The organism is Agrobacterium leguminum (assembly GCF_005144435.2).
Taxonomy (GTDB): Bacteria; Pseudomonadota; Alphaproteobacteria; order Rhizobiales; family Rhizobiaceae; genus Agrobacterium; species Agrobacterium leguminum.
Genome location: NZ_CP120211.1, coordinates 829,842 through 855,725, shown reverse-complemented (window position 1 = coordinate 855,725; position 25,884 = coordinate 829,842). Strand labels below are relative to the sequence as shown.

Here is a 25,884-nt window from a genome sequence, read left to right as displayed (position 1 = left end):
CACATGAGATTGAAAACGTCCCGGGACAGCCCCGGGACGACGTTCAAATATCAGCCGCCAAACTTCCCGCTGCGCGGAAAGCCCTTCGGCACGGTGCGGCCTGCCGTTGCGCGGTCGGCCAGCCATTCGCGCAGTTCTTCACCCACCTTGTTGAAGAGACGCCCGGCCGTGTCGGACCAAGACAAGCCTTCGGCAAGCGCGAAACATTTGACGTCGACGACGCCACCATCCTTGTAGCGCTGCAGGCGCACACCCTTGCCGCGCGACATTTCCGGCACCTGCGCCAGCGGGAAGGCCAGGAGCTTGCGGTTTTCGCCGACGACGGCGACATGGTCGCCCGTGACCGGCACGGCGAGCTTGGCTTCATCGGGCATCGAGACATTCATGATCTGCTTGCCCTTGCGGGTATTAGCGACCATTTCACTCTCGGGTACGATAAAACCGTTGCCGGCCGTGGAGACGAGCAGCAGCTTGCGGGATGGATCGTGCACGAAAGCGGTCAGGATGTCCTGATCGTTCTCCATATCGACCATGATGCGGATCGGCTCGCCATGGCCACGACCGCCCGGCAGCTTGTCAGCGCCGAGCGTATAGGCCTTGCCGCCCGTCGTCAGCAGCAGCAGCTTGTCGGTCGTCTGCGCCGGGAAAGCGAGTTTCGGGCCGTCGCCTTCCTTGAAGGTGAGCGACGAGGTATCGGACATATGCCCCTTCAGCGCCCGGATCCAGCCCTTCTGCGAGATGACGATGGTGACCGGTTCCTTTTCGATCATCGCCTGCTGGATGGCCTCGATATCGGCATCCGGCGCATCGGCGAACTGCGTGCGGCGGCGACCGATCTCGGTTGCCTTGGCATATTTCTTTTTGACCTCGCCGATTTCCCAGGCGACGGTCTGCCATTGCTTGTCATCGGAAGCGAGCAGCGCCTCGATCTCGGCCTTTTCGTTGCTGAGGTCGTCGAACTCCTTGCGGATTTCGAATTCCTCGAGCTTGCGCAGGTTGCGCAGCCGCATGTTGAGGATGGCTTCGGCCTGATTGTCGGTGAGCGACCACTTGGCCATCATCACCTGTTTCGGCTCATCCTCCTCGCGGATGATGCGGATGACCTCATCGAGATTGAGATAGGCGACAAGCAGGCCGCCCAGAATTTCCAGCCTGCGGTCGATGGCCGCCAGACGGTGGCGGGAACGGCGGACCAGGACGTCCTTGCGGTGCGCCAGCCACTCGCTCAGCACCTCGTTCAGCGCCATCACCTTCGGCACCTTGCCGAGCGACAGCACGTTCATGTTAAGCGGCAGGCGGCTTTCGAGGTCGGACAGGCGGAACAGCGATTCCATCAGCAGCGTCGCATCGACGGTGCGGCTCTTCGGCACCAGCACGATGCGCACGTCTTCGGCCGATTCATCGCGAATATCCTCCAGAAGCGGCAGCTTGCGGGCAATCAGCAGCTCGGCGATCTTCTCGATCAGGCGCGATTTCTGCACCTGGAAGGGAATTTCGGTGATGACGATCTGATAACCGCCGCGGCCGAGATCTTCCATTTCCCATTTGGCGCGCACGCGGAAACCGCCACGGCCGGTCTTATAGGCATCGAGAATATTCTCGCGGCTCTCAACGATCACACCGCCGGTCGGCAGGTCGGGGCCGGGAATGAATTCCACCAGCTTTTCAACCGTCGCATCGGGATGCTTGATGAGATGAAGCGCCGCGTCGCAAAGTTCATGGGCGTTGTGCGGCGGGATAGAGGTCGCCATGCCCACCGCAATACCGGAGGCGCCGTTGGCGAGCAGATTGGGGAATGCGCCCGGCAGGACGACCGGTTCCTCGTCTTCCTCGTTATAGGTGGCGCGGAAATCCACCGCATCCTCGCCGATGCCCTCGAGCAGCAACGCCGCAACCTCGGTCATGCGCGCTTCGGTGTAACGATAGGCGGCGGCGCCGTCGCCATCGATATTGCCGAAATTGCCCTGCCCGTCGACGATCGGATAACGCTGCGAGAAATCCTGCGCGAGACGTACCAGCGCATCATAGACAGACTGATCGCCATGCGGGTGGAATTTACCGATCACGTCACCGACGATACGGGCGCATTTCTTGAAGGCCGAGTTGGGGCGGATGCCCATTTCGCTCATGGCGTGAATGATGCGGCGGTGAACCGGCTTCAGGCCGTCGCGCACATCCGGCAGCGCACGATGCATGATCGTGGACAAGGCGTAAGCGAGGTAGCGCTCTTCAAGCGCCGCCTTCAAATCGACCGGATGAATGTTATCGTCTCCGCCGGACGGAGGTACAAGATTTTTTCCCATGGTGCTTGACTAGCGGAAATGCCGATTCCCGGCAAGAAATTCGGGGGTCGCGCCTGTGGATGAACGCAACCCTTTCATGCGATTTTTTGTTAACCGCGTTGCAAATGCCGCAATGCCGCCGTCATGGGAATCGATCTAAATCCTATAGACCTTTGAATAATCGCGAATATAAGTATCAGCATTCGAATTCGAACACGGTACACAGCCGTACGTTGAGGGAAGAAACATCATGAGACTGAAATCCACCCGGCAGGTTCTTTTCGCGAGCGCCGCGCTTCTTACGCTTTCGGCGCCGGCTTTCGCGCTGGATGGCGGGGATGTGCTGAAGAAGATCAATGCGGCCTATGCCGCACAAGGCGGCGAGATCGCGGCCGGCTCCGTCGCCGTCAACGGCTCGACGGTGACCCTGAACAGCGTGACCTTCAACGCCGTCGCCGATCCGGCCAAGAAGATCCCGGTCGGTAATGTGACGCTCGAAGGCGTCGAGGAAAACAACGGCGGCTACAAGATCAAGAACGCCCGCTTCGACAATATCGACTACAAACAGGAAAATGTGGAAATCAAGGCGAGCGACATTTACATGTCCGGTCTCGTCATTCCCGCAGACTCCACCACCGGCACCGTCGATGCGCTGATGTTCTATGACGAAGCACATAGCGGTCCGGTTTCCGTTTCCATCGACGGCAAGCCGGCTTTCTCGCTTGAGGAAACCAGCGCGACAATGTCGGTCAGCGATGACAAGAACTCTATCGGCTTCGAACTCGACGCTTCCGGTTTCAAGGCCGATCTCAGCGAAGTGACCGATCCTGCGACCAAGGACGCGATCGAAAAGCTGAAGCTGCAGGCGCTCTCCGGCGACATGACCATGAGCGGCAGCTGGGAAGTGGCCTCCGGTACTATCGATGTTGAAGAATACGCCATCGACCTCGATGATGTCGGCCGCCTGAACATGTCGTTCGGTTTCTCCGGCTACACGCTCGCCTTCATCAAGTCGATGCAGGAGACGGTGAAGGCGCAGGCCGCCAATCCGAACAAGGAACAGGCGGACCAGGCGGCAAGCCTTGCCATGCTCGGCCTGATGCAGCAGCTCTCCTTCATCAACGCTGAAATCAGCTTCGAAGACGCCAGCATCACCAAGCGCGCCATCGACTATGCGGCAAGCCAGCAGGGCATGACGGGCGATCAGCTTGCCCAGACCATCAAGGGCATGGCGCCGATCATGATGGCCTCGCTCAATGTGCCGGAACTGCAGAACATGGTGTCGGCGGCCGTCAACGCCTATGTCGACAATCCGAAGAACTTCTCGATCACGGCGGAGCCGGAAAAGCCGGTTCCGTTCCCGATGATTATGGGCGCTGCCATGGGCGCGCCGAACACCCTGCCGAAAATGCTCGGCGTCACGGTGACGGCAAACGAATAAAACTAAAAAAAGCCCCGGTCATGCCGGGGCTTTTCTTTTGCGCTCAGTGCAGCGGCGCGGCAGCGCCATCCTGTTTATCGTGCAGGGCGAAGCGGTCGATCATGTGGGCGCTCGCCTCGTTGGCGCCGATCACCTCGACCCGCTTGCCGGCCTTGCGGAATTTCAGCACCACCTTGTCCAGAGCGCCGACCGCGGAAATATCCCACAGATGCGCCTGGGTGACATCGATTGTCACCGCCTCAACCTCCTCGGCGAAATCGAAGGCGGCGATGAAGCTTTCCGTCGAGGCAAAGAAAATCTGGCCATCGACGCGATAAATCCGCTCCCGGCCATCGGTCGAAAGCTCCGGCCGGACATGGAAGAGTTTCGACACCTTGCCCGCGAAAAACACGCCGGAAAGAAGCACGCCGGCCAACACGCCCTTTGCAAGATCATGGGTCGCAAGCACCGTACCGACCGTCACCAGCATGACGATGCTGGAAGATGGCGGGTTGCGGCGCAGATCGAGGATGGAGCGCCACGAGAATGTGCCGATGGACACCATGATCATCACCGCCACCAGCGCGGCCATGGGAATGATGCGCACAAGATCATCCAGCACCAGTATGAGGAACAACAGGAACACGCCCGCGACGAAAGTGGACAAGCGGCCCCGACCGCCCGAACTGACATTGATGACGGACTGGCCGATCATGGCGCAGCCGCCCATGCCGCCGATGAGGGCGGAGGCGATGTTGCTCGTCCCCTGCCCGATGCATTCCCGGCTCTTGTTGCTGTCGGTATCCGTCATATCATCGACGATCTGGGCCGTCAGCAACGATTCCAAAAGACCGACGGCGGCGAGCGCCACGGAATAGGGAAAGATGATCTGCAGCGTCTCGAAGGTCAGCGGCACCTGCGGCAGGGCGAATATCGGCAGCGTCGAGGGCAACTCACCGAGATCGCCGACCGTGCGGATATCCATGCCGGAGAAGACGGCGACACAGGTGAGAGCGATGATGGCGACCAGCGGCGACGGCACGATCTTCGTGACCAGCGGGAAGAGATAGATGATCGCAAGACCGGCCGCGATCATGACGTAGGTTTCGACCGGCACGCCGATCAGCTCGGGCAATTGCGCCATGAAAATCAGGATCGCCAGCGCATTGACGAAGCCGGTCATGACCGAACGCGAGACGAAGCGCATCACCCGGCCGAGTTTCACAAGGCCCGCCAGGATTTGCAGCACGCCCATGAGAATGGTGGCGGCGAAGAGATATTGCAGCCCGTGTTCCTTGACAAGCGTGACCATCAGGACGGCGGTGGCGGCGGTTGCCGCCGAGATCATGCCCGGTCTGCCACCGGTAAAGGCGGAAACGCAGGCGATGGCGAAGGAGGCGAACAATCCCACCTTCGGATCGACCCCGGCGATGACGGAAAAGCCGATGGCTTCGGGAATGAGGGCGAGCGCCACGACGATGCCGGAAAGGAGATCGCCGCGAATATTGGAAAACCACTCACGTCTGTAAGTCTGAAATCTGTTCATCTGATTTTTTCGCAAAGAATGACGCACCGGCGGGAGCCATGTCCGGTAGATTGAAATGAAATGTCGGTGCTTTGCGTTGTCTGGCGGATCGGCGGCCAGAAGAGCCACCCGGAATTTCACCGGGTCCGTGGTGAGTAACTCACCTATAAACAGCAAAAAAGCGGGCCGCAAGTTGCGCGCCCGCTTTCGATGTCTCCGATGGTATCCTCAGGCCGCTTCGCGCCCGCCATACTCCCGCATTTCTGCATCGCCCAGACGGAACTGATGGACCAGTTGCTTGAGACGCGCCGTCTCGCCCGCCAGCATGGCGCTGGCGGCATTGTTTTCCTCGACCATGGCGGCGTTCTGCTGCGTGCCCTGATCGAGATGATTGACTGCGGTGTTGATCTCGGAGAGCCCCAGCGACTGCTCTTTTGTCGCTGCGGCGATGGCTTCGATATGGTCGTTAATCGTCTTCACCGAGCCGCCAATGCGCGACAGGGCCGCGCCGGTTTCCCGCACGAAGCGCGCGCCGTCCTTCACCTCTGTACCGGAGGCATGGATAAGCACCTTGATTTCGGCGGCGGCCTTCGCGGAGCGCTGCGCCAGTTCCCTGACCTCCTGCGCGACGACGGCAAAACCGCGCCCCGCCTCGCCTGCGCGCGCCGCCTCAACGCCGGCATTGAGCGCAAGAAGGTTGGTCTGGAAGGCAATCTCGTCGATGACACTGATGATATTGCCGATACGGCCTGACGATTGCTCGATCTTCTCCATCGCCATGATCGTATCGACAACGAGGTCGGCCGTGCGGCTGGCGTCCTCGTCGGTCGAATGGGCGACCGCGCGGGCTTCCACCGCACGTTCCGCCGAAATGCGGATATTCGCCGTCAATTCATCCAGCGCGGCGGCGGTTTCCTCCAGCGAGGCGGCCTGCTGCTCGGTGCGGCGGGCGAGATCGGCGGCACTCTGGCTGATTTCCTGACTGCCGCCATCGATGGCCACGCTAGACTGCACGACGCCGGACATGGCGGCATCGAGCTGGCGGATCGTCCGGTTGAGATCGTGACGCAGGGCTTCGAAATCCGGGGCGAAAGGCTCGTTCAGTTCGAAGGAGAGATCGCCGTCGGCAAGGCGGCGAAGTGCGGCCGCAAGGCCGGTCGTCGCCTGCATCAGCCTTGCCTGCGCTTCGGTTTCCGCCTCGCGCTGGAACCGCGCCTTTTCGGCTTCGGCCTGCTGCCGGGCTGCGAGCGCCTGCATCTCCAGTTCGATTTTTGCGATGGCCGCCTGCCGGAAGATTTCCAGTGCATGGGCCATGGCGCCGAATTCATCCCGGCGGTGCAGACCGGGAACGGCAAATTCCGTTTCGCCCTCGGCCAGACGGCGCATCGCTCCGGTAATCGCGGTCGCCGGGCGGGTTATCGAACGACCGATGAGATAGACCCCGGCAAAAAGGCTCGCGACGGTGAGCGCGATAAGGCCGACGACAATCGAAACCGTTCTATCCGCCGCGGCGCTGTTCTCGAGAGCGCTTGCTTCCCGCTCCTGCCGGTAAATGGTGGAAATCTCCGCGACCGCGGGCAGCAGCGCATTATAGGCGGAGGCGACGGTTTCGCGCGCCTTCTCCTCCTCCAGCACGGCCTGAGCATAAAAGCGGAAGGAGGCGGTATATATTTCCAGTGCATCCATGATGCGCTGACGCTCCGCGCCGGGCCGATATTCCAGCTTCACCAGCGCCTTGAAGGTCTCTACCTCGGCTGCGTGTTTTGCGACATAGGCCTCATCCCGCCGCAGGATGAAATCCTTTTCGTGCCGGCGCATCATCAGCATGCTGGCGCGGATTTCGGCATTGGCGACGACGTCGATCAGTTTTTCGATGGAATGCACGCCATTGCGCATGGCGCCCTCAAGGCCCTCGGCAGGCGTGAGGCCCAGCTCCGCGTTCTTGGCGACCAGCGCCTTCATGCGATCGCCATAGGCAACGACACCCTGCGCGAGCGCCTCGAGTTTCGCACGCGTCTGCGGTGCGGCACCGCCGCCAAGGGAAGCGACGGACTGCTCGACCTTCCCCATCGTCTGGTCGAACTGCGCGACGGAATTCATATCTCTCGACAGCAGGAAATCCTTCTGGTTCAGGCGGCTTTCATGCAGGGCATCCACCAGTGTGGTCAACACGCCGTCCCTCTGGATCAATGCATCTTCAGCGACGCGATAACGCGCCTCCATCTGTCTTTGCCAGAGCAGCATGCCCGCGATGACGGCGATACCGCACAGCGCAGCCAGCGCCAGCATGGACACGCGATGCGCTATTTTGAACGTCGAGAACAGCGAAAACATTCAACCCTCGTTGTGAAATTTCATGAGGGCGATGAATGATCGACAAGACTTAAGAAGTCCTCTACCGGATTTGTCAGTTTAATTAAGTTTTTATGACAACCCACAGGTCAAATGGAATAGTCTTACGACACTAGCAAGCAACAGGCCTGCGCGAGCAAGATGTCTGCAATAGAAAAGAATGGATAAGAGGCGGGAAAGCAATGCTTTCCCGCCTCGCCCCATGCTCCCCGCTCTTCACGCCGGATGCCAAGCCGGATAAGGAAAATCCGGTGTTGTGGCCGTCCGGACGGATCCCTTCGGAGCGGACGGAAACTATGCCATATTGTCCGAGGTATTGCCCGCGCGTGCGGATGCGGTGCCCGACCAGTCGACCTGCCTGGTGGCGTACATGGTTGCTGCAATGGCAATGAAGGAAATCACCGCACCGGCCAGCAGCGCATATTCATCTTCATTCAGAACCAGATACATGACGCCATAGGCGACCGCCAAAACCGTAAACAGCGCTACGCCACTCCTGCGACTATTGGTTGCGCTTCCGAGATAGGAGGCGATCAGCGCCGCCGTCGACATCGATGCCGTGGCATAGGCGACCATAAAGCCCGTATGCTCGGAGAGTGCAAGCAGCAGAACATAGAATATGACCAGAGCCAGCCCCGTCAGCACGTATTGTATCCAGTGCACGACATTGCCGCCCTTGAGTTCGACGATGAAGACGGCGAGGAAAACCAGCGAGATAAAACCGATCGAATATTTCAGCGTCCGCGCAATGATCTGGTAGAACTTGACGGGTTCGACGAGATTGATCGTCATCAGGCTGCCCGACAGCGGCAGGCGCGTACCCTCCACCACCCGGTCTATGCCCCTTGCAAGATAGGGAATTGTCCAGCTGGCCTTGAAATCCGTGGCGGTGACAGTCTTTTGCTCGGGCAGGAACAGGCCTTCGAAGCCCGGATGCGGCCAATCGGCGTTCGCTGCAAAACTCGTCGTCTGGCCCGCCGGCGCAACGGCGAAACTGCCGGAGCCATTCAGGGAAAAGGCGATGTCGAAAGCGAAGCCCGTTTCGATGAGGTTTTTCTCAATCGGCCTGTGCACACCGGCGTCGGACCGGATCGATACCTCCGGACCGGCGCGGTTGGTCATGACCGAAATATCCCGCATGCCGGGATCAAAGGGCAGAACCGGGCCGCCATCGATTTTGACGCCGGCGCTGGAGCGGATGCCGGTAATATCCTGAATGCTGAGAACGAGAATGGCATTGTCCAGTCGCGGCGTGCCGGAGAAGCGCGCAAGGTCCTGCAGGATACCGGAACCGAAGCGGCCTTTCAGCAAGAGGTTGCCGTTATAGACCGGCAGACTGTAGATCGACAGTTGCTTCTCCTCCGTCTTCAGGTCAGCCGTGACATCAAGCGTTTCCGGCATGACCAACACCCACTCGGTGATGCGGTCGACGATGCTGCGACCGTCCACCTCGCGGCGGCGCTCCACATCGAAGGGCACGGCAAGATAAGGACCGTTCACGACCTGATCGCCGCCCCAGCCATTCGCGATGCGTCCGGAAACCTCTTCCGCTCGCGAGGCACGCTCTTCCGTCAGCCCCCAGACCAGCAGGAGCGGCACGAGCAGAACCATCGATATGAAGCCGATCATCAGGAACTTGGCGCCCGGCGAGCGCAGACTGACAGCGAAATTGCCGCGCGGATGGGCTGGAGGAACCTGCCCGCCCGCCGGGGCGGTATCTTTTCCCGTTTCATGTACCATTCTGAAATCCTTCTAAATATGATCGCACCGGAACCGAAAGCGAAGTTCGGCCGGCGCTGTCCCAAGTTTAAAACCCCTGATAGTCTTGCGTCCCCCAAGTGAACGCGGGACCTATACTGGGATCGGATTTCGGCTGATTATGTGCGGAATTCGGTTCGACTCGCGGTAAAATTGTGGCTTTGCCGCGTTCGTTGTAAAAAACGCAAAGGGCCGGCGTTGCCGCCAGCCCTTTGTTCGAAATCTGAATGGCTCCAGATCAGTCCTTCTTGGACGGAACGACGCGCAGCGCCAACTCACGAAGCTGGGTCGGCGTTGCCGGCGACGGCGCGTTCATCAGGAGGTCCTGCGCCTGCTGGTTCATCGGGAACAGCGTGATTTCGCGCAGGTTCTTGGCGCCGACCAGCAGCATGACCACGCGGTCGATGCCGAATGCGCAGCCGCCATGCGGAGGCGCGCCATACTGGAAGGCACGGTAGAGACCGCCGAAACGCTCTTCCACATCGCTCTGCGACAGGCCCACCTTTTCGAAGGCCTTGACCATCAGCTCGGGCGACTGGTTACGGATCGAGCCGGAGGCGATTTCGAAGCCGTTGCAGACCGCGTCATACTGGAACGCCTTGATGGAGAGCGGATCCTGCCCCTCCAGCGCTTCCAGACCGCCCTGCGGCATGGAGAAGGGGTTGTGGGCGAAGTCGATCTTCTTTTCTTCCTCGTTATATTCGAAGAAGGGGAAATCGACGATCCAGCACATTTCGAAACGGTCGCGGTCGATCAGGTTCAGCTCGTCGGCAGCGCGGGTGCGCGCCTCACCGGCGAACTTGTAGAACTTGGCGGGATCGCCGGCGACGAAGAAGCAGGCGTCGCCCGCCTCAAGGCCGAGCTGCTGGCGCAGCGCCTCGGTGCGTTCTTCGCCGATGTTCTTGGCGAGCGGACCGGAACCGCCGACCTTGCCGTCCTCTTCCTTCCAGAAGATGTAGCCGAGGCCCGGCTGGCCCTGCGACTGCGCCCATGCGTTCATGCGGTCACAGAAAGCGCGCGAACCGCCGGTCTTGGCCGGGATGGCCCAGACCTGAACCTTGGGGTTGGAAGCGATCATGTTGGCGAAGACCTTGAAGCCCGAACCGTCGAAATGTTCGGTCACGGCTTCCATGACGACCGGGTTGCGCAGGTCCGGCTTGTCGGAACCATATTTGCGGATCGCCTCGTCATAGGGAATGCGCGGCCACTCTTTGGTAACCGGCTTGCCTTCGGCGAATTTCTCGAACACGGCCGTCATCATCGGCTCCATCGTGGTCCAGACATCTTCCTGGGTCACGAAGCTCATTTCGACGTCGAGCTGGTAGAACTCGCCCGGCAGGCGGTCGGCGCGCGGGTCTTCATCGCGGAAGCACGGCGCGATCTGGAAATAACGGTCGAAACCGGCCACCATCAGAAGCTGCTTGTACTGCTGCGGCGCCTGCGGCAGGGCGAAGAACTTGCCTTCATGGATGCGCGAGGGCACGAGGAAGTCGCGCGCGCCTTCCGGCGAGGAAGCGGTGAGGATCGGCGTCGTATATTCGGCAAAGCCGGCATCGGCCATGCCGGTGCGCATGGCGGAGATGATCTGCGTGCGCTTGACGATGTTCTTGTGCAGCGTTTCGCGGCGAAGATCGAGGAAGCGGTATTTCAGGCGAACGTCTTCCGGGTACTCAGGCTCGCCGAAGACCGGCAGCGGCAGTTCCTTGGCAACGCCGAGAACCTCGATTTCCTGCGCATAAAGCTCGATCTCGCCGGTCGCCATGCCCTTGTTGACGGTGTCTTCCGAGCGTGCCTTGACGAGGCCGTCGATGCGGATGACCCATTCGCCGCGGACCGTCTCGGCAACCTTGAAGGCCGGGCTGTCCGGATCGGCCACCACCTGGGTGATGCCGTAATGGTCGCGAAGGTCGATGAAGAGAACGCCGCCATGATCTCGCACGCGATGAACCCAACCGGAAAGGCGAACGGTTTCGCCGACGTCGGACTTGCGGAGAGCGGCACAGGTGTGGCTGCGGTAACGATGCATTTTTTTATCCTGGAACGTGTCGTGGGCCTGATGGAGGCCAGATGGGCGGCACTGTCGAAATTTGCCGGAAAAGCGCATGGCCAGCCTGATTTGTCAAGGCAAAGCACAACAATGTCGCCTTCAGCCTGTCCTTTCCCCTGCCTTCGCTTTAGATAGGACTAATCCAGCCCGCCAAACCGAGTCGGCCCGCAATGAGCCAGATCAGACCTCTTATCCCGCTTCTCGTCACCGCCGGTATCCTGATCGGCGGCAACGGCCTGCAGGGAACCTATATAGCGCTGCGCGGTCTCTCCGAAGGATTTTCCGCCAGCACCATCGGCCTCATCAGCGCCGCCTACAGCTTCGGTTTCGCGCTTGGCTGCATTTCGGTGACGCGGCTTCTGCGCAAGATCGGCCATATCCGCACCTTCGCCACCATGGCGGCCGTCGCATCCGCCGCAGCGATCGCCATGCCGCTCCTCATCCATCCCCTGTTCTGGATGCTGATGCGCTTCGTCACCGGCATTGCCGTTGCCTGTCTTTTCGCGGCCATCGAAAGCTGGATCAACGCCCAGGTCACCAATTCCAATCGGGCGCGCACGCTCTCCATATATCGTTTCGTCGATCTGGGCTCCGTCACGCTTGCGCAATATATCATTCCCGTCGCCGGCATCGACGGACCGGTGGTGTTTTCGCTGATCGCCATGGCGCTGACGCTGTCGCTGGTGCCGATCTCGCTTGCCGACAAATCCAACCCCGCGCCGCCGAAACAGATACCCTTCAATCTCTTCGCGGTGTGGCGCATCTCGCCGCTTGCCGTGGTCGGCTGCGTGGCCGTCGGCCTCAGCATGGCGGCGTTTCGCAATATCGGCCCGATCTATGCCGAACAGATCGGCCTTTCCGTCACCGCCATTGCTACCTTCATGAGCGCCGGCATCATCGGCGGCGTGGTGCTGCAATATCCTCTCGGCGTCTATTCCGACCGTTATGACCGGCGCATCATCATTCTCGCCACCACGGCGGGCTCGGTCGTCGTCGGCCTGTTCCTCGCCTTCTTCGCCGGAACCGATGAGTGGAGCAACATCATCGGCGTCTTCATCTTCGGCGCCTTCGCCCTGCCGCTCTATTCGCTGAGTTCCGCCCATGGCAACGACCATGCCAGGGAGGGCGAACACGCGATGATGTCGGCCGGACTGCTGTTCTTCTGGTCGGTGGGCGCAACCGTCGGGCCGCTGCTCGCCTCCGTGCTGATCGACCAGTTCGGCCCGAAGGCGCTTTTCAGCTATACGGCCGCGATCCAGATCGTTTTCATCGCCTATACCATCTATCGGCTGCAGGTGCGCGAAGGTGTGCCCGTGGAGGAGCGGAACTGGCGGTTCAGCTCGCTTTTGCGCACCTCAGCCTATTTCCAGAAGCTCGCCGCGACTCCGCCACCCAAAAAGGATGAAGCGGAGCCCCATCCGCCCGAGAAAAACGATCCTTGAGCCTTCAAAAGCGGGCTTTGTATTGACATGCGCCCGGCAAAGGGAAAGTAAGACGGATAATTCTCACGATTGGCCAATAACAATGATTGAAACGACTGCCGCCCTCGCCGAAGCCTGCACGGAACTGGCGAAATCGGAATTCATCACCATCGACACCGAATTTCTGCGGGAAACGACCTTCTGGCCGGAACTCTGCCTCGTGCAGATGGCAAGCCCGACGCTCGAAGTGCTGGTCGATCCGCTGGCGAAGGGTCTCGACCTGACCCCGCTTTTCGAACTGATGGCCAATCCCGATGTCGTGAAGGTTTTCCACGCCGCGCGACAGGATATCGAGATCATCTATCATCTCGGCGGGCTTATTCCGCACCCGATCTTCGACACGCAGGTCGCCGCCATGGTCTGCGGTTTCGGCGATTCGATCTCCTACGACCAGCTGGTGCAGAAGATCAAAAACGTGCAGATCGATAAATCCTCGCGTTTCACCGACTGGAGCCGCCGTCCGCTGACCGAAAAGCAGCTGGATTACGCGCTGGCCGACGTGACCCATCTGCGCGATGTCTATCTCTCGCTGAAAGCCCAGCTCGAGCGCGAAGGCCGCTCGCTGTGGCTGACCGAAGAAATGGATATTCTCGAGTCTCGCGACACCTATGACATGCATCCCGACGATGCCTGGTTGCGGTTGAAGTCGCGCCTGCGCAAGCCGACGGAACTCGCCATCCTCAAATTCATCGCCGCCTGGCGCGAGCGTGAGGCGCGCTCCCGCAACGTGCCGCGCTCGCGCGTCCTGAAGGACGATGCGATCTTCGAAATCGCCCAGCAGCAGCCGAAGGACGCCGAGGCGTTGTCGCGGCTTCGCACCATTCCCAAGGGCTGGGAGCGCTCCGCCTCCGGCACCGCCATCGTCGAAACGGTGAATGCGGCGCTGGCGCTGCCGAAAGAGGAAATGCCGAAGGCGCCGCGTCACAGCCACGCACCGGAAGGCTCCGGCGCTGCCGTGGAACTTTTGAAAGTTCTGCTGAAGCTGACGGCGGACAAGCATGGCGTCGCCGCCAAGGTCATCGCCAATAGCGACGATCTGGACAAGATCGCCGCCGAGGGCGAAAAGGCAACCGTGGCGGCGCTGACCGGCTGGCGGCGGGAACTCTTCGGCGATGTGGCCCTGAAGCTCATCAATGGCGAAGTGGCCCTGCGTTTCGCCGGCAAGAAGGTCGAGGCGGTGGAGGTTGCGGCAAGCGAGCCGTAACGGCCCGCCGCTCTCCACCCCAACGGCGACGTCGTCGACCGCTATAATCGCGACCCGAAAGGCAGGGGCTGCGGCTTGAGCGGCTGGAGGGAGAATATTCCCTTCGACGTTGACGGCCGCACCTGCGCCGCCATCACCTTCGCCCGCAAGGGAGAAACCCTGTTCGACCGGGCCTGGATCGACGGCAACCGGCTGCGTTTTTCCGCCTTCCCTGCCAAATGGTCGAACCGCTCGGCGGACGACCGGCCGCAATCCCCGCTTGAAACCGTCTATTACAGAACATCCTATTAGGCGTATAAGGGCGGCAACGCCGATTTTGCGGCAACAGCGCAACAGCCTTACCAATCCTTCATGCAACCTTACCGATTGCTCACTTTTTGCGGCGCTTTTTCCACATTAATGTCGCATATGACCTGAACAGAAGCTTCGCCCGAAGGGAGCGGCCTGCCCTTCTTTCCCGAGACTAAAGCCTTCCCTTCCCGAGACCCAAGAACCGACATGAGAAAATTGCTGCCCATTCTGGATTACGTGGTGCTCTTCGTTGCCGTGGCCGGCAGCGGCGTGGCCTACGCCTTTCTGGAATATGGCGGCGGTGCATTGATCGGCGCGACCTATGCGCTGTTTGCCTGCGCACCCATCCTCGCCTTCGAGCGCGGTTACATCATGCCCGGCCTGTCGCGGCAGGTGAGCGCCCTGCCGACGCCGGCCTATATCGCCGTCGGCCTCGTCATCTATGCCATCCTCGTCTTTTGCGGCTTCGGGCTTGGCGGCACGATCCTGTGGTTGAGCGGGATATTTCCCGGCACCTGGAAACGCGCCGTCCATGCCGAGGTGCAGACGCTGATCTTCACCCTCATTGTCTGCGGCATCATCGTCTTCATCATGCGGGTGCGCGAGCTTCTCGGCCGCGATATCTTCATCGACCTCATCCTGGGGCGTTATCGCCGGCCGGTCAGCGAAGACCGCGTCTTCATCTTTATCGATCTCGTCGGCTCCACCTCCTTCGCCGAAACCCATGGCGACCTGAAGGCCCAGGAATTTCTCGGCGAAATCTTTGCAAGTTATGCCGCACCGGTCAGAAAACACGGCGGCGTCATCGACGACTATATCGGCGACGCCGCCATCATCACCTGGCCCTATCACATGGCGATAAGGCGGGCGGCCTGCGTGCGCTGCGTCTTCGATATTCAGGCGACCATTGAAAGCACCCGCGACATGTGGCTCTCCCGCTTCGGCGAGGTGCCGCGCCTGCGCTTCGCCATTCATGGCGGGCCGGTCATCACCGCGGAAATCGGCGTCGACCATCACAAGATCACCTATTTCGGCGATACGGTGAACACGACCTCGCGGCTCGAATCGTTGAGCAAGATGCTCGGCCACCCGGTGCTGATTTCCGCTGATCTTGCCCATCAGCTAGTGCTTCCGAAGGGCGTGCGCAGCGAATATCTGGGCGAACATGCGGTGAAGGGCCGTGGCCAGACGCTCGGCGTCTGCACGCTCAGCCAATATCAGGCGCCCGCCGCATAAGGGCCATCGACGGAAAAAAGCCGTGCGGCCCATCTGCGGATGATGGCCGTCATCAAAATTCATCAAAGCTTCAAACGGCAATCACCTGCCTGTCATGCGACGCCCCTATCGCGTCAATCCTGTCTTCAACAGGTATTGAGAGGGGTCTCCATCATGAAGCATATTCTTTTTGCACCTTTCGCGGTTCTCGTGCTCGCCGCCGCGGCGCATGCGGCGGAAAAGGAATTTCCGACAAAGCTGGTCTCGCATGCCATTCTGCCTGCCAATACCATGATCGCCGCACCTGCCGATGCGCCGGAGCACCTCAAAACCTCCGCCAAATTCACCACGGCCGACCGCAAGCGCGCCGAGGGCCTCGGCACCGTGCCCGGCAAGGACGGTGTGCGCCTGACCGGCCTTTCCATGCCGTTCAACGGCCAGCCGATGCAGGGCTTTTCCGGCATCAGGGCGATGCCGGACGGCAGCTTCTGGAGCCTTTCCGACAACGGTTTCGGTTCCAAGCTCAATTCCAGCGACGCCATGCTGATGCTTCACCATCTGAAGTTCGACTGGGACGCCGGCAAGGTCAACGCGCTTGAAACCGTGTTCCTCTCCGATCCTGACATGAAGGCGCCCTTCCCCATCGTTCTGGAAGGCTCAAGCAAGCGTTACCTGACGGGCGCGGATTTCGACGTCGAATCCATTCAGCCGGTCGCAGACGGTTTCTGGGTCGGCGAGGAATTCGGCCCCTACATTCTGAAATTCACCCGCGACGGCAAGCTGACCGACGTGATCTCGACCAAGGCTGGTGACATCGAGGTGAAATCTCCCGACCATCCGGCTCTTGCCCTGCCCGGCAATCCCACGCAGAAAATGCCCGCTTTCAACCTGAAACGTTCCGGCGGTTATGAGGGCATGGCGCTCTCCAAGGACGGCTCGAAGCTCTACGGCCTGCTGGAAGGCCCGCTCTACATGGCCGACGGCCAGGTGGAAAAAACCGAAGACGGCGCGACCGCGCTGCGCATCATCGAACTCGACACCGCAAAGAAGGCGTGGACCGGCCGCAGCTGGCTTTATCCGCTGGCGGAAGGCGGCGAGGCAATCGGTGACTTCAACATGCTGGACGACACCACCGCCCTCGTCATCGAACGCGACAACGGCGCCGGCACGGCCGACAAGGCCTGCGCCGACCCCAAGGCTCCGGCTGCGGATTGCTTCGCCCGCCCTGCCAAGCTGAAGCGCATCTACAAGATCGAATTCAATGACGCCAATGTCGGCAAGGCCGCCCGCAAGATCGGCTATATCGACCTGATGAAGATTTCCGACCCGGATAACAAGAAGCGCCAGGGCGGCGGCAACGGCTATTACGACATGCCTTTCGTCACCATCGAGAATGTCGACCGCGTCGATGCCACCCATATAATCGTCGGCAACGACAACAACCTGCCCTTCTCGGCCGGCCGTGCACTGGACAAGGCTGACGACAACGAATTCGTTCTGCTGGACGTCAAGGACCTGCTTGAGGCGAAATAAGACCAAGGCTGCTGTCACTTGCTTTGACGGCCGCGAATGATCCGGACGGAGCGCCCGGCAGACACAAATGTCTGCATGGCGCTCCGTTCCGATTTTCCAGAGCTAGAGCAACTCCGGTGAGCACCGGTTCACCTCCATTGCTATAACTCTTTGTTTTTACGCATTTCCGGACACAAAACCGAGCGCACTTTCGCTGGAAATGCTTTAACCGAAACATGCTTGCGGAAAAGAAGACGTTTCATGCAGGACCATGCAGAAAGACTTTATTACGCCCTGAAGAAAAGCTGGTCGGGGGAGACGAGCGGCCTCTGGTCGCGCGAAAACCCTGCCAAGGGGCAAGGCAGCGTCACCGCGCTGGTGGTGCAGGATATTTTCGGTGGAGAGCTTGCCAAAACCGCTGTCAGCGGCGCCGACCATTTTTACAATATCGTCGAAGGCACCCGCTGGGATTTCACCTTCAGCCAGTTCGATATTCCGGTCGGCTATCAGGACAGGCTTGCCAGCCGCACGGAGGCCATGGCGACGATAACGCCGTTGCAATATGCCTATCTCAGCGCCTGCATCCGCAAGGCGCTCGGGCACGGCTGAGCCGTTTGCAAAGCAGTGCCAGCCCATTGCCGTTTCGATCCGCGCATCGCGGCACGGTGGCCAGCCAGGGTGTTGCGTTTCAGGACCACGATGTCAATCTTTCCCGCAAAGCGGACACAATCCTTGCGATAATATCGCGCGGTGGAATGGTTGCACCGACAGGAGAGATATTCGATGAGTGAGAGTTGCCCGGTCCTGACACCGGCGGAACGGCAGGTACAGGCCATATTGGAACGCACGGAAGCAGCGATGATGGCCACCATTCACGCAGCGCTCGAACGTGCCAGCAAAGAGGTCACTGAGGCATTCCGGGCCGTCGATTCAGACATGCAACCGCCGCCCCACGACTATTTTGCCGCTGTCGCCCATCAGCAGCTCTTCCTGATGTTATGCGGAGCCGACCCGAAAACCTTCGAGGGCGGAGACCCCGAAATCGCCGGCCACATCATTCGGAACGCTCAAAACATATCCGACCACTACTGGAAGAAAACGCCTGCCGCGGCGGATGTCCCCGGCAAGTGACACACTCCGCGTGAAGACAGGATTTCGCGTCACGCGGCATCGCGCGCGACCTGCGTTTTAGAAAGGAGGCCCGGCCCAGCCGGCCCCCTATGACCATTCCACGTCACAGCACCTTCATCATCGCCGGCTAAGCAGGCGCAAATCCGGAGGCTGGAATGGATTCGACCGTACAGATCAAGCGCCCGAAAATCGCAGAGACCGTCATCCATGCGACGGCGAGCATAAGAGATTCCAATATCGGCGAATGCTGCGAAATTCTCGCTGACACCTCCCTGCACAATGCCGAACTCGGCAATTACTCTTATCTTGGCCCCCGTTGCATGGTGGGCGATGCAACGATCGGAAAGTTCTGCGCCATCGCCGCAGAGGTCAGGATAGGCGCTCCGAACCATCCGATGGACCGGCCATCCATGCACCGTTTCAGCTATTGCCCTGAATATTATTCTGCGGATGCCGTGCGCGATGACGCCTTTTTCGACCGGCGCAGGGAGGACCGCGCCGTCATCGGTCACGATGTCTGGATCGGTCACGGGGTTATCGTCTTGCCGGGAGTCACCGTTGGAGACGGGGCAGTGCTCGCCGCCGGCGCGGTCGTCACCAAAGATGTGCCGCCCTACACCATCGTCGGCGGCGTTCCCGCAAAGATCATTCGCGAACGATTTTCGCGATCCATCGCGGAAAAGCTCGTATCAATCGCATGGTGGGACTGGCCATTCGAAACGATCATGGCACGGCTTTCCGACTTTCAGTCGAGCGACATAGAAGCCTTTTGCGAGCGCTGGTCCTAGCGGACGCAAGAACCGTTCCTGTCACAAAACGGAAACATCGCCGTTCGTTATTCGAACACGAACGCCAGCCGCTTGCCCGTCAGCTTCGCCAGTTGCTGCAAACGCCCGTCCAGTCGCTCGCCGGCGAAATCGCAATAATCGTGCGGCACGACGAATTCCAGATCGAGATCGGGATTGCCGGATTTGCGGAATTTGAGGTGGTCGACGACGCCCGGCATCGAGGCCGAGAAGAGATAGACGACGCGCAGCAGGCCGCCGAGCAATTTACCAAGCTCCTGCAACCGGTCGCCCGCCATAGCGGCGAGCGGCTGCGTGGTGCCGTTGTCGTTCAGACCTTCGAAACGATAATAATTGGCGAGCGCAATATAGGCGCGGCCGGGATGGGTGATCGCCACGAAGGAAGAATGGGCGATGATGTTGAGCGCCTGCAATCCGCGATAATCGGGATGGGCGCGCCAGCTGATATCGGCGAGAAGGCAGGCCGCCTGCCGGTAACGGCTCTCCTCTTCGGTCTCGTCAACGCCGAAGACCGGGAAGGTGCGGCCGCTCCAGTCCGCCAGTTCGCGCGCATGTTCCGGCGAGCGGGCGCGCAGAATGGCAAGTTCATCGGCGGCAACCAGCAGCGGATCGGAATCCCGCTCTTCTTCCGTCAACAGCGAATAAAGATAACCTTCGCGCACGCCCTGCGCCGAGAAGGCGATCCTGGCCGGCTTCATCATTTTCAAAACTTCGCGCATGGCGATGGCGCCGAAGGGCAGAAGCGAACGACGGTTCTTGGAGACCGCCTGCCAGGCCGGGTCCTTGCTATCCCGGGAAACGATGACCTCTTCGAGAAAATTCAGCATTTCCTCCAGCGGCAATTCGTAGCCCTGCATCATATGCAGCGGATAGCCCGATATCTCCATATGCAGCTTGGCGATGTTTCGCCAGGTGCCGCCCACCGCGTAAAAGGTGCGCCCCTCACCCGCCGCCAGAAGCTTGGCGAAGGATTTGACGTGTTTTCTGGCAATCGTCGCCGCTTTTTCCAGCGAGCCGTCCGACTGCTCCGACAGCCGCAGGCCGCCGAGCGGCAGGGTGATGCCCTCGCCGCAGCTCTTGCCCTTGATGTCGATGAGTTCGAGCGAACCGCCGCCCAAATCGCCGGCAATGCCGTCTGGATCATGGAAACCGCTGATCACGCCATAGGCGGAATAAAGCGCTTCCTTTTCGCCTGACAGCACCTCGATCTCGCAGCCGAGAATGGCTTCGGCCTCGCGGATGAAATCCGGGCCGTTTTCCGCCTCACGCGCCGCAGCCGTCGCCAGCACATAGAGCTTCTGCGCCTGCGCCTGCTCGGAAAGGACATGAAAACGCCGAAGCGCCATCAGCGCCCGGCTGACGCCTTCCTCATGCATGCGGCCCGTCAGCGCCAGTCCCTTGCCAAGGCCGCACAGGACCTTTTCGTTGAACAGCACCGCAGGCGCGCGGGAAAGACCTTCATATACGACGAGACGAACGGAGTTCGAACCAATATCTATGACGGAAACGGGGGCAAGGCCGGTCAGCCGCCCCTGTGCTTCTGATCGAGTCATTCAGCCTGTTTCTTGCGGGACGAAATCAACCCGGCAATCAATTTGGGCGCACTGGATTTCAAGGCTTCACCACGTCCGGAAAGGCTGGGATTGGTCATGAAATAGTGCTGCGCGTTGAACGGTTCTTCGCCTTTACGCACCTCGATGCGCCTCGACGTTCCGTCCGCAAGTATCTCGTAGCTCTGCTGGTTGTCAATGAGATTGCCCAGCATAATCTGTGAAAGAACCTGCTCATGCACGGTGGGATTGGTGAGCGGAACCAGCGTTTCCACGCGCCGATCAAGGTTGCGCGGCATCATGTCGGCCGAGCCGATATAGACCAGCGCCTTGTCCGACGGCAGGCCGAAACCATTGCCGAAGCAGAAGATGCGGCTGTGTTCGAGGAAGCGCCCGACAATGGATTTGACGCGGATATTGTCCGACAGACCGGGCACCTGCGGGCGCAGGCAGCAGATGCCGCGCACGACGAGATCGACCTCCACACCCGCAGCACTTGCACGGTAAAGAGAATCGATGATTTCAGGGTCGACCAGCGAATTCATCTTCATCCAGATCGCCGCCGGCGCACCGCGCTTGGCATGCTCGATCTCTTCATTGATGTGCTTCACGATGCGTGCGCGCAGCGTATAGGGCGAAATGGCGAGCTTCATGCCCTCTTCCGGCTCGCCGTAACCCGTGATGAAGTTGAAGATATTCGCCATGTCGTGGGCGATCTTCGGGTTGCAGGTGAAGAAGGACAGGTCGGTATAGATCTTGGCGGTGATCGGGTGATAGTTGCCGGTGCCGAGGTGGCAATAGGTTCTGAGCTTGCCGTCCTCGCGGCGCACCACCATCGACATCTTGGCGTGGGTCTTGAGTTCGATGAAGCCGAAGACGACCTGCACGCCGGCCCGCTCCAGATCGCGCGCCCAGCGGATATTCGCCTCTTCATCGAAACGCGCTTTAAGTTCCACCAGCGCGGTGACGGATTTGCCGGCTTCGGCCGCATCGATCAACGCGCGAACGATCGGGCTGTCATTGGAGGTGCGGTAAAGCGTCTGCTTGATGGCGAGCACTTCGGGATCTCGCGCCGCCTGCAGCAGGAACTGCACGACCACGTCGAAGCTTTCATAGGGGTGGTGAACCACCATGTCCTTTTCGCGGATGGCGGCGAGGCAATCGCCGGCATGTTCGCGCACGCGCTCGGGGAAACGGGCGTTGTATGGTTCGAATTTCAGGTCGTCGCGCGGCGCGCGGACGATTTCCGAGATGGTGTTGAGCGCGAGAAGGCCGGGCAGAACGGCAACGCGATTATCAGGCACGCCAAGCTCGTGCACCACGAATTGCCTGAGCGACTGCGGCATTTCGCTGTCGGTCTCGATGCGGATAACGGAACCGCGGCGGCGACGCTTCAGCGCGCTTTCGAAGAAACGGACCAGATCTTCCGCCTCTTCTTCGACTTCGATATCGCTGTCGCGGATGATGCGGAACGTGCCGAATCCCTTGACGCTATAGCCGGGATAAAGCCGGTGAATGAACAGGCCGACCACATCTTCCAGCGTGATGTAACGGATGGCGTTCTTGTCATCCGGCAGGCGCACGAAACGGTCAAGCGCCGGCGGCAGGCGCAGGAGCGCCGTCATCGGCTCGCGGCCATTGACGCTGTCGAGCTGCAGACCCATCGAGAAACCGAGGTTCGGAATGAAGGGGAACGGATGCGCCGGGTCGATGGACAGCGGCGTCAGCACCGGGAAAATGCGTTCCTCGAATTCGGTGCCGAGCCAAGCGCGATCCGCATCCGAAAGTGCGGCCGGCCGCACGATGAAGATTTCTTCCTTGGCGAGATATTGTTGCAGAACGGCGAGCGATGCCTGCTGCTCCATCTGCAGATTGTCGATTTCCTTCAGAATATCTTCGAGCTGCTCGGCCGGCGTCTTGCCGTCCGGCGTCTTGACGGTGATCTTCTGGCGCACCTGCCCTTCGAGGCCGGCGACGCGGACCATGAAGAATTCATCGAGGTTGGCGGCCGAGATGGAAAGGAAACGCAGCCGCTCCAGCAGCGGATGATCCGTATTCAGCGTTTCTTCGAGAACGCGGCGGTTGAACTGGAGCCAGGAGAATTCGCGGTTGATGAAACGCGCCGGGCTGTCCCACAGGCTCTCGCCTTCGGTCACCGGCTGAACCTTATTGAAGTCTTCCTGCGCGATAGCGTCCATTCCCTGTTCCATCCCCTGACCGATTTCCGTCCCGTGATCCTGCTGCATCGCGCGATCGTCCTTCTTGCCCGTATAACAGTTTGACGACGGAACTGTGACAGTCAATCGACGTCCAGTCCGCTGCCCGCTGCTGCGTTGTCCATCGCATTGAGGACCTCCGCCACCAGCGGCCGTGTAATTCTCGTTCCACGCGAAAGCGCCAGCCGGTCGATCCGGTCCACGATCGTCTGCGCCGTATCGAGCGAACGCTCCATTCTATTGACGATGTAACCTATGAGTTTGTCATCCATGTAAAGCTGCCGGTCGGCGAAGAGTTTCACCAGCACCTGCGCCAACAGCCCCTCGTCCGGCTCTCCGGTTTCCACCACCGTTACCGCTTTGAGGCGCGAGCGCAGATCGGGCAGCGTCACCGGCCATGCGGCCGGCCATTGCCGGCTCGTCATCAAAAGCGTGGTGCCGTGCTGGCGAACGCTGTTGATGACATGGAAAAGTTCCGTTTCGTCAAAACCGCGCCGGTCGGCGTCCTCGAAAAGAACAGGTCCCGTTTCGGCAGCACGCGCGGCATCGGAACCCGTCTCGGGGTGAATGTCGCGCGCGTCGCTGATGTTTTTCCAGATATTGGCGAGATGCGATTTTCCCGAACCCGGCGGCCCGGCCAGCACGACGACGGGCGAGCGCCAGTTCGGCCATTCATCGATGAGGCTGACGGCAGCCGCAAGCGAGGCGGAGACGAGGAGATCATCCCTGCCGGAAGCGGACTGGTGCGAGAATGCGAGCGGCAGCTGCTCGGCCTTCGACCGGGCGTTGTCGGTTTTGATTTGGTCAGTCATCGTCAGCTCTGAGAGTCAACCTTGCCGGAGGACGTTTCCCCTTCTTCCAGGGCAGGGTTTGTGTCCCAGGGAAGGTTGGCGGCATGCCCGTGGTAAAGATCGCTTTCAAGATACCGCGACAAGGCGAAGCGGACAAGCACGCCGACCGCCGCCGCCGCCGGCACCGCGACGAGAAGCCCGACGAAACCGAAAAGCGCACCGAAGGCGAAAAGGGCGAACATCAGCCAGACCGGATGCAGGCCGACGCTTTTGCCGACGAGCTTCGGCTGCAGGATGTTGCCTTCGATGAATTGGCCGGAAAAGAACACAACGAGCGTCAGAAACACATAGATGTAATCCGGCCAGAACTGCACGATGGCGACGCCGACGGCGAGGATGAGGCCGACCATGGAGCCGATATAGGGAATGAAGCTGATGAGGCCTGAGAAAAGGCCGATCAGCAGGCCGAAATTCAAACCCACCAGCGACAGGCCGACGGCGTAATAAACGCCGAGAATGATGCAGAGCGACCCCTGCCCGCGCACGAAACCGGCAATGGTCTTATCCATGTCGCGGGCGATCTGGCGGACGGTATGGACATAATCGCGCGGTATCCAGCTATCGACCTTGTCGATCATCCGGTCCCAGTCGAGCAGCAGATAGAAGGCGACCACGGGCGTGACGACCAGCAGCGACATGACATCGACCAGCGATTTGCCGGAATTCCATATCTGCGTCAAAAGCGTGCCGATGAAACCGGCGCCTTCGGTCAAAAGCTTCGAAAAATTCTCCTTCACGGCGTCGATCTGGCTGCTCACCCAGTCCGGCAGGAGATTGGTGTCGGCGCCGGCAATCAGCTGCTGCAATGACGAGATATATTGCGGGATGCGCGTGATGAATTCCGAGGCCTGGGCGACGATCAGCGGAATGATGATGATGAGCGACAGCGCGAAGAGCAGAACGAAGGAGACGAGAATGACGACGGTGGCCATCAACCGGCTAAGGCCGCGCCGTTCCAGCCAGTCGGCCACCGGGTCGAGAAAATAGGCAAGCGCCATGCCCGCCACGAAAGGCAGGAGAATGGAGCTGAAGACCATCAGGAAAAGGACAAAGACGGCAAGCACGCCGATCCAGAAAAACACCTGCCGGCGCAGGCTCGTACCGCTTACATGGGGTTGCATCCGTTCATCCTTTATCGCCGCATCGTCACCGCCCATGATGGAGATAGGATGCGCATATGCACATGGTCAAGACCGGCGCTTTCGCGCGTGGGCAGAAGGAGACTGCCCGCACAGCGGTAAAATCCCTCATTTCCGGCCAACCCCTCGCAACGGCAGGTTGACCGACGATAAATATTAGACAACTATCAAATATTGCCGGGCGGGCCAGCGGCGCTCCTTCATGTCCGGCGGCCGGGGGGCACGATGCAGAGCACCAGTGAAAATGGCATCGCGGAATATAATGCCGGTCTCTTCGATAATCCCGAAGTTGCCGAATGGTATGACAACCAGCAGCTTTACCCGGCCGAACGCATCATTCTCGACCAGTTCCGCCATGCCTATGCGGGCAAGCGGCTGCTTGACCTCGGCGTCGGCACCGGCCGAACGACGAAGCCGCTTCTGCCGCTAGTGGGAGACTATATCGGCATTGACCGTTCGCAGCCGATGCTTGCGCTGGCGCGGCGCAATTTTCCCACCGCCACGTTTCTCGATATGGATGTGCGGGCGATCGGCCAGTTCGGCGCGGAACGTTTCGATTGCGTGCTCGGCGCGCTCGCGATTCTAAGCGCCTTCGACCATGAGGACCGGCTTGCCATCATCCATGCCGTGCGAAGCATTCTCGCACCCGGCGGATATTTCATCTTTTCGTTTCACAATCGCCAATGGAAACGGGCCGGCGGCATGCCGCTGCACCGCCGCTCCTGGCACCCGCGCGAGGTGGTGAATTCGCTGCATCCGCAAAGCTGGATCAACTATCTGCGACTGCAACCTTCGACACGGCGGACACCGGAATATGCCATTCTCGCGGATCAGGCGCATCGCTGGAGCGGCCTGTTTTATTTCATCGACCTTGCCGCCCAGACCCGCCAGCTGGAAGCGGCGGGCTTTGAGATCGCCGCACGTTATGGCGAGAACGGGCGGCCGATAGAGGAAAATTCCGATACGTCCAATGACGGCCTGCTCAATCTCGTCTGCCGCGCCGCGCCGCAGCCGTCGTGAGCACCCAATCCGGCTAGCCCCGCCAAAGCCGTTAAAAACCGGAGCTTTTGCCACTCAAACCCTTGCATCAGGCCCCGTCCCGTG

General features: G+C 60.3%; 18 protein-coding genes, 1 pseudogene and 1 other annotated feature. Of the genes and pseudogenes, 10 read left to right on the top strand and 9 right to left on the bottom strand.

Translation table 11 applies throughout. The annotated features are described in order from the left end of the window. Positions 1-50: 50 nt before the first annotated feature. Positions 51-2,303: a DNA topoisomerase IV subunit A gene (gene parC / locus CFBP4996_RS04180; protein ID WP_080852276.1), complete on the bottom strand. Its 2,253-nt coding sequence runs from the start codon at positions 2,301-2,303 to the stop codon at positions 51-53. A 229-nt stretch (positions 2,304-2,532) separates the two neighbouring features. Between parC and CFBP4996_RS04175 the strand changes: the two genes are divergently transcribed. Next, positions 2,533-3,723: an aq_1923 C-terminal domain gene (locus tag CFBP4996_RS04175; RefSeq protein ID WP_003520791.1), complete on the top strand. Its 1,191-nt coding sequence runs from the start codon at positions 2,533-2,535 to the stop codon at positions 3,721-3,723. 43 nt (positions 3,724-3,766) lie between these two features. Here the strand turns inward: CFBP4996_RS04175 and CFBP4996_RS04170 are convergent, their stop codons facing one another. From CFBP4996_RS04170 to aspS, 4 genes are all read right to left on the bottom strand, one after another. Continuing rightward, positions 3,767-5,248 (bottom strand): SulP family inorganic anion transporter, encoded by a 1,482-nt coding sequence (locus tag CFBP4996_RS04170; protein WP_080853187.1) that lies wholly within the window; start codon positions 5,246-5,248, stop codon positions 3,767-3,769. A gap of 74 nt (positions 5,249-5,322) precedes the next feature. Next, positions 5,323-5,378: a sequence feature (sul1 is cis-regulatory element that is thought to sense ions involved in sulfur or methionine metabolism; They are found in Alphaproteobacteria), on the bottom strand. A gap of 77 nt (positions 5,379-5,455) precedes the next feature. Next, positions 5,456-7,561 (bottom strand): methyl-accepting chemotaxis protein, encoded by a 2,106-nt coding sequence (locus tag CFBP4996_RS04165; RefSeq protein ID WP_080852278.1) that lies wholly within the window; start codon positions 7,559-7,561, stop codon positions 5,456-5,458. A 312-nt stretch (positions 7,562-7,873) separates the two neighbouring features. Continuing rightward, a complete protein-coding gene (creD, locus tag CFBP4996_RS04160; protein WP_080852280.1) occupies positions 7,874-9,319 on the bottom strand; it encodes a cell envelope integrity protein CreD in 1,446 nt (481 codons plus the stop codon). 256 nt (positions 9,320-9,575) lie between these two features. After that, entirely contained in the window at positions 9,576-11,363 is a 1,788-nt protein-coding gene (aspS, locus tag CFBP4996_RS04155) for an aspartate--tRNA ligase (protein WP_080852282.1), read from the bottom strand. 191 nt (positions 11,364-11,554) lie between these two features. Here aspS and CFBP4996_RS04150 point away from each other — a divergent pair, with 191 nt between their 5' ends. The 8 genes and pseudogenes from CFBP4996_RS04150 to CFBP4996_RS04115 all read left to right on the top strand — a co-directional run bounded on the left by CFBP4996_RS04150 (position 11,555) and on the right by CFBP4996_RS04115 (position 19,006). Then, positions 11,555-12,826 (top strand): MFS transporter, encoded by a 1,272-nt coding sequence (locus tag CFBP4996_RS04150; RefSeq protein ID WP_080852283.1) that lies wholly within the window; start codon positions 11,555-11,557, stop codon positions 12,824-12,826. Between the two features lie 82 nt (positions 12,827-12,908). Continuing rightward, on the top strand, positions 12,909-14,069 hold the full coding sequence (gene rnd / locus CFBP4996_RS04145) for a ribonuclease D (RefSeq protein WP_003520785.1): 1,161 nt from the start codon (positions 12,909-12,911) through the stop codon (positions 14,067-14,069). 30 nt (positions 14,070-14,099) lie between these two features. Next, positions 14,100-14,360 (top strand): annotated as a pseudogene (locus CFBP4996_RS04140) (hypothetical protein); the annotation flags it as partial. 207 nt (positions 14,361-14,567) lie between these two features. Next, complete coding sequence (locus CFBP4996_RS04135) at positions 14,568-15,596, top strand: adenylate/guanylate cyclase domain-containing protein (protein ID WP_080852285.1); 1,029 nt, start codon at positions 14,568-14,570, stop codon at positions 15,594-15,596. A 153-nt stretch (positions 15,597-15,749) separates the two neighbouring features. Then, entirely contained in the window at positions 15,750-17,108 is a 1,359-nt protein-coding gene (locus CFBP4996_RS04130) for an esterase-like activity of phytase family protein (protein WP_080852287.1), read from the top strand. Positions 17,109-17,348: 240 nt separating this feature from the next. Then, positions 17,349-17,696, top strand: a complete 348-nt coding sequence (locus tag CFBP4996_RS04125; protein ID WP_065654053.1) for a YunG family protein — start codon at positions 17,349-17,351, stop codon at positions 17,694-17,696. A 174-nt stretch (positions 17,697-17,870) separates the two neighbouring features. Further along, positions 17,871-18,218, top strand: a complete 348-nt coding sequence (locus CFBP4996_RS04120) for a hypothetical protein (protein ID WP_059752498.1) — start codon at positions 17,871-17,873, stop codon at positions 18,216-18,218. Positions 18,219-18,373: 155 nt separating this feature from the next. Continuing rightward, positions 18,374-19,006, top strand: a complete 633-nt coding sequence (locus CFBP4996_RS04115) for a DapH/DapD/GlmU-related protein (RefSeq protein WP_080852289.1) — start codon at positions 18,374-18,376, stop codon at positions 19,004-19,006. Positions 19,007-19,053: 47 nt separating this feature from the next. Here CFBP4996_RS04115 and ppx read toward each other — a convergent pair whose 3' ends face one another. Genes ppx through CFBP4996_RS04095 form a run of 4 tightly spaced genes read right to left on the bottom strand, consistent with a single transcriptional unit; the run spans position 19,054 to position 24,762 of the window. Continuing rightward, positions 19,054-20,577: an exopolyphosphatase gene (ppx, locus tag CFBP4996_RS04110; RefSeq protein WP_003520777.1), complete on the bottom strand. Its 1,524-nt coding sequence runs from the start codon at positions 20,575-20,577 to the stop codon at positions 19,054-19,056. Next, positions 20,574-22,877, bottom strand: a complete 2,304-nt coding sequence (locus CFBP4996_RS04105; RefSeq protein WP_416172040.1) for an RNA degradosome polyphosphate kinase — start codon at positions 22,875-22,877, stop codon at positions 20,574-20,576. The genes ppx and CFBP4996_RS04105 overlap by 4 nt, the downstream gene beginning before the upstream one ends. Further along, positions 22,874-23,602, bottom strand: coding sequence for a DnaA regulatory inactivator HdaA (gene hdaA / locus CFBP4996_RS04100; RefSeq protein ID WP_080852290.1), 729 nt, complete (start codon positions 23,600-23,602; stop codon positions 22,874-22,876). The genes CFBP4996_RS04105 and hdaA overlap by 4 nt, the downstream gene beginning before the upstream one ends. A gap of 2 nt (positions 23,603-23,604) precedes the next feature. Continuing rightward, positions 23,605-24,762, bottom strand: coding sequence for an AI-2E family transporter (locus CFBP4996_RS04095; protein ID WP_003520774.1), 1,158 nt, complete (start codon positions 24,760-24,762; stop codon positions 23,605-23,607). A gap of 243 nt (positions 24,763-25,005) precedes the next feature. On the opposite strand from CFBP4996_RS04095, the gene CFBP4996_RS04090 reads away from it, so the two are divergent. After that, a complete protein-coding gene (locus CFBP4996_RS04090) occupies positions 25,006-25,800 on the top strand; it encodes a class I SAM-dependent DNA methyltransferase (protein WP_080852292.1) in 795 nt (264 codons plus the stop codon). The last annotated feature ends 84 nt before the right edge of the window (positions 25,801-25,884 follow it).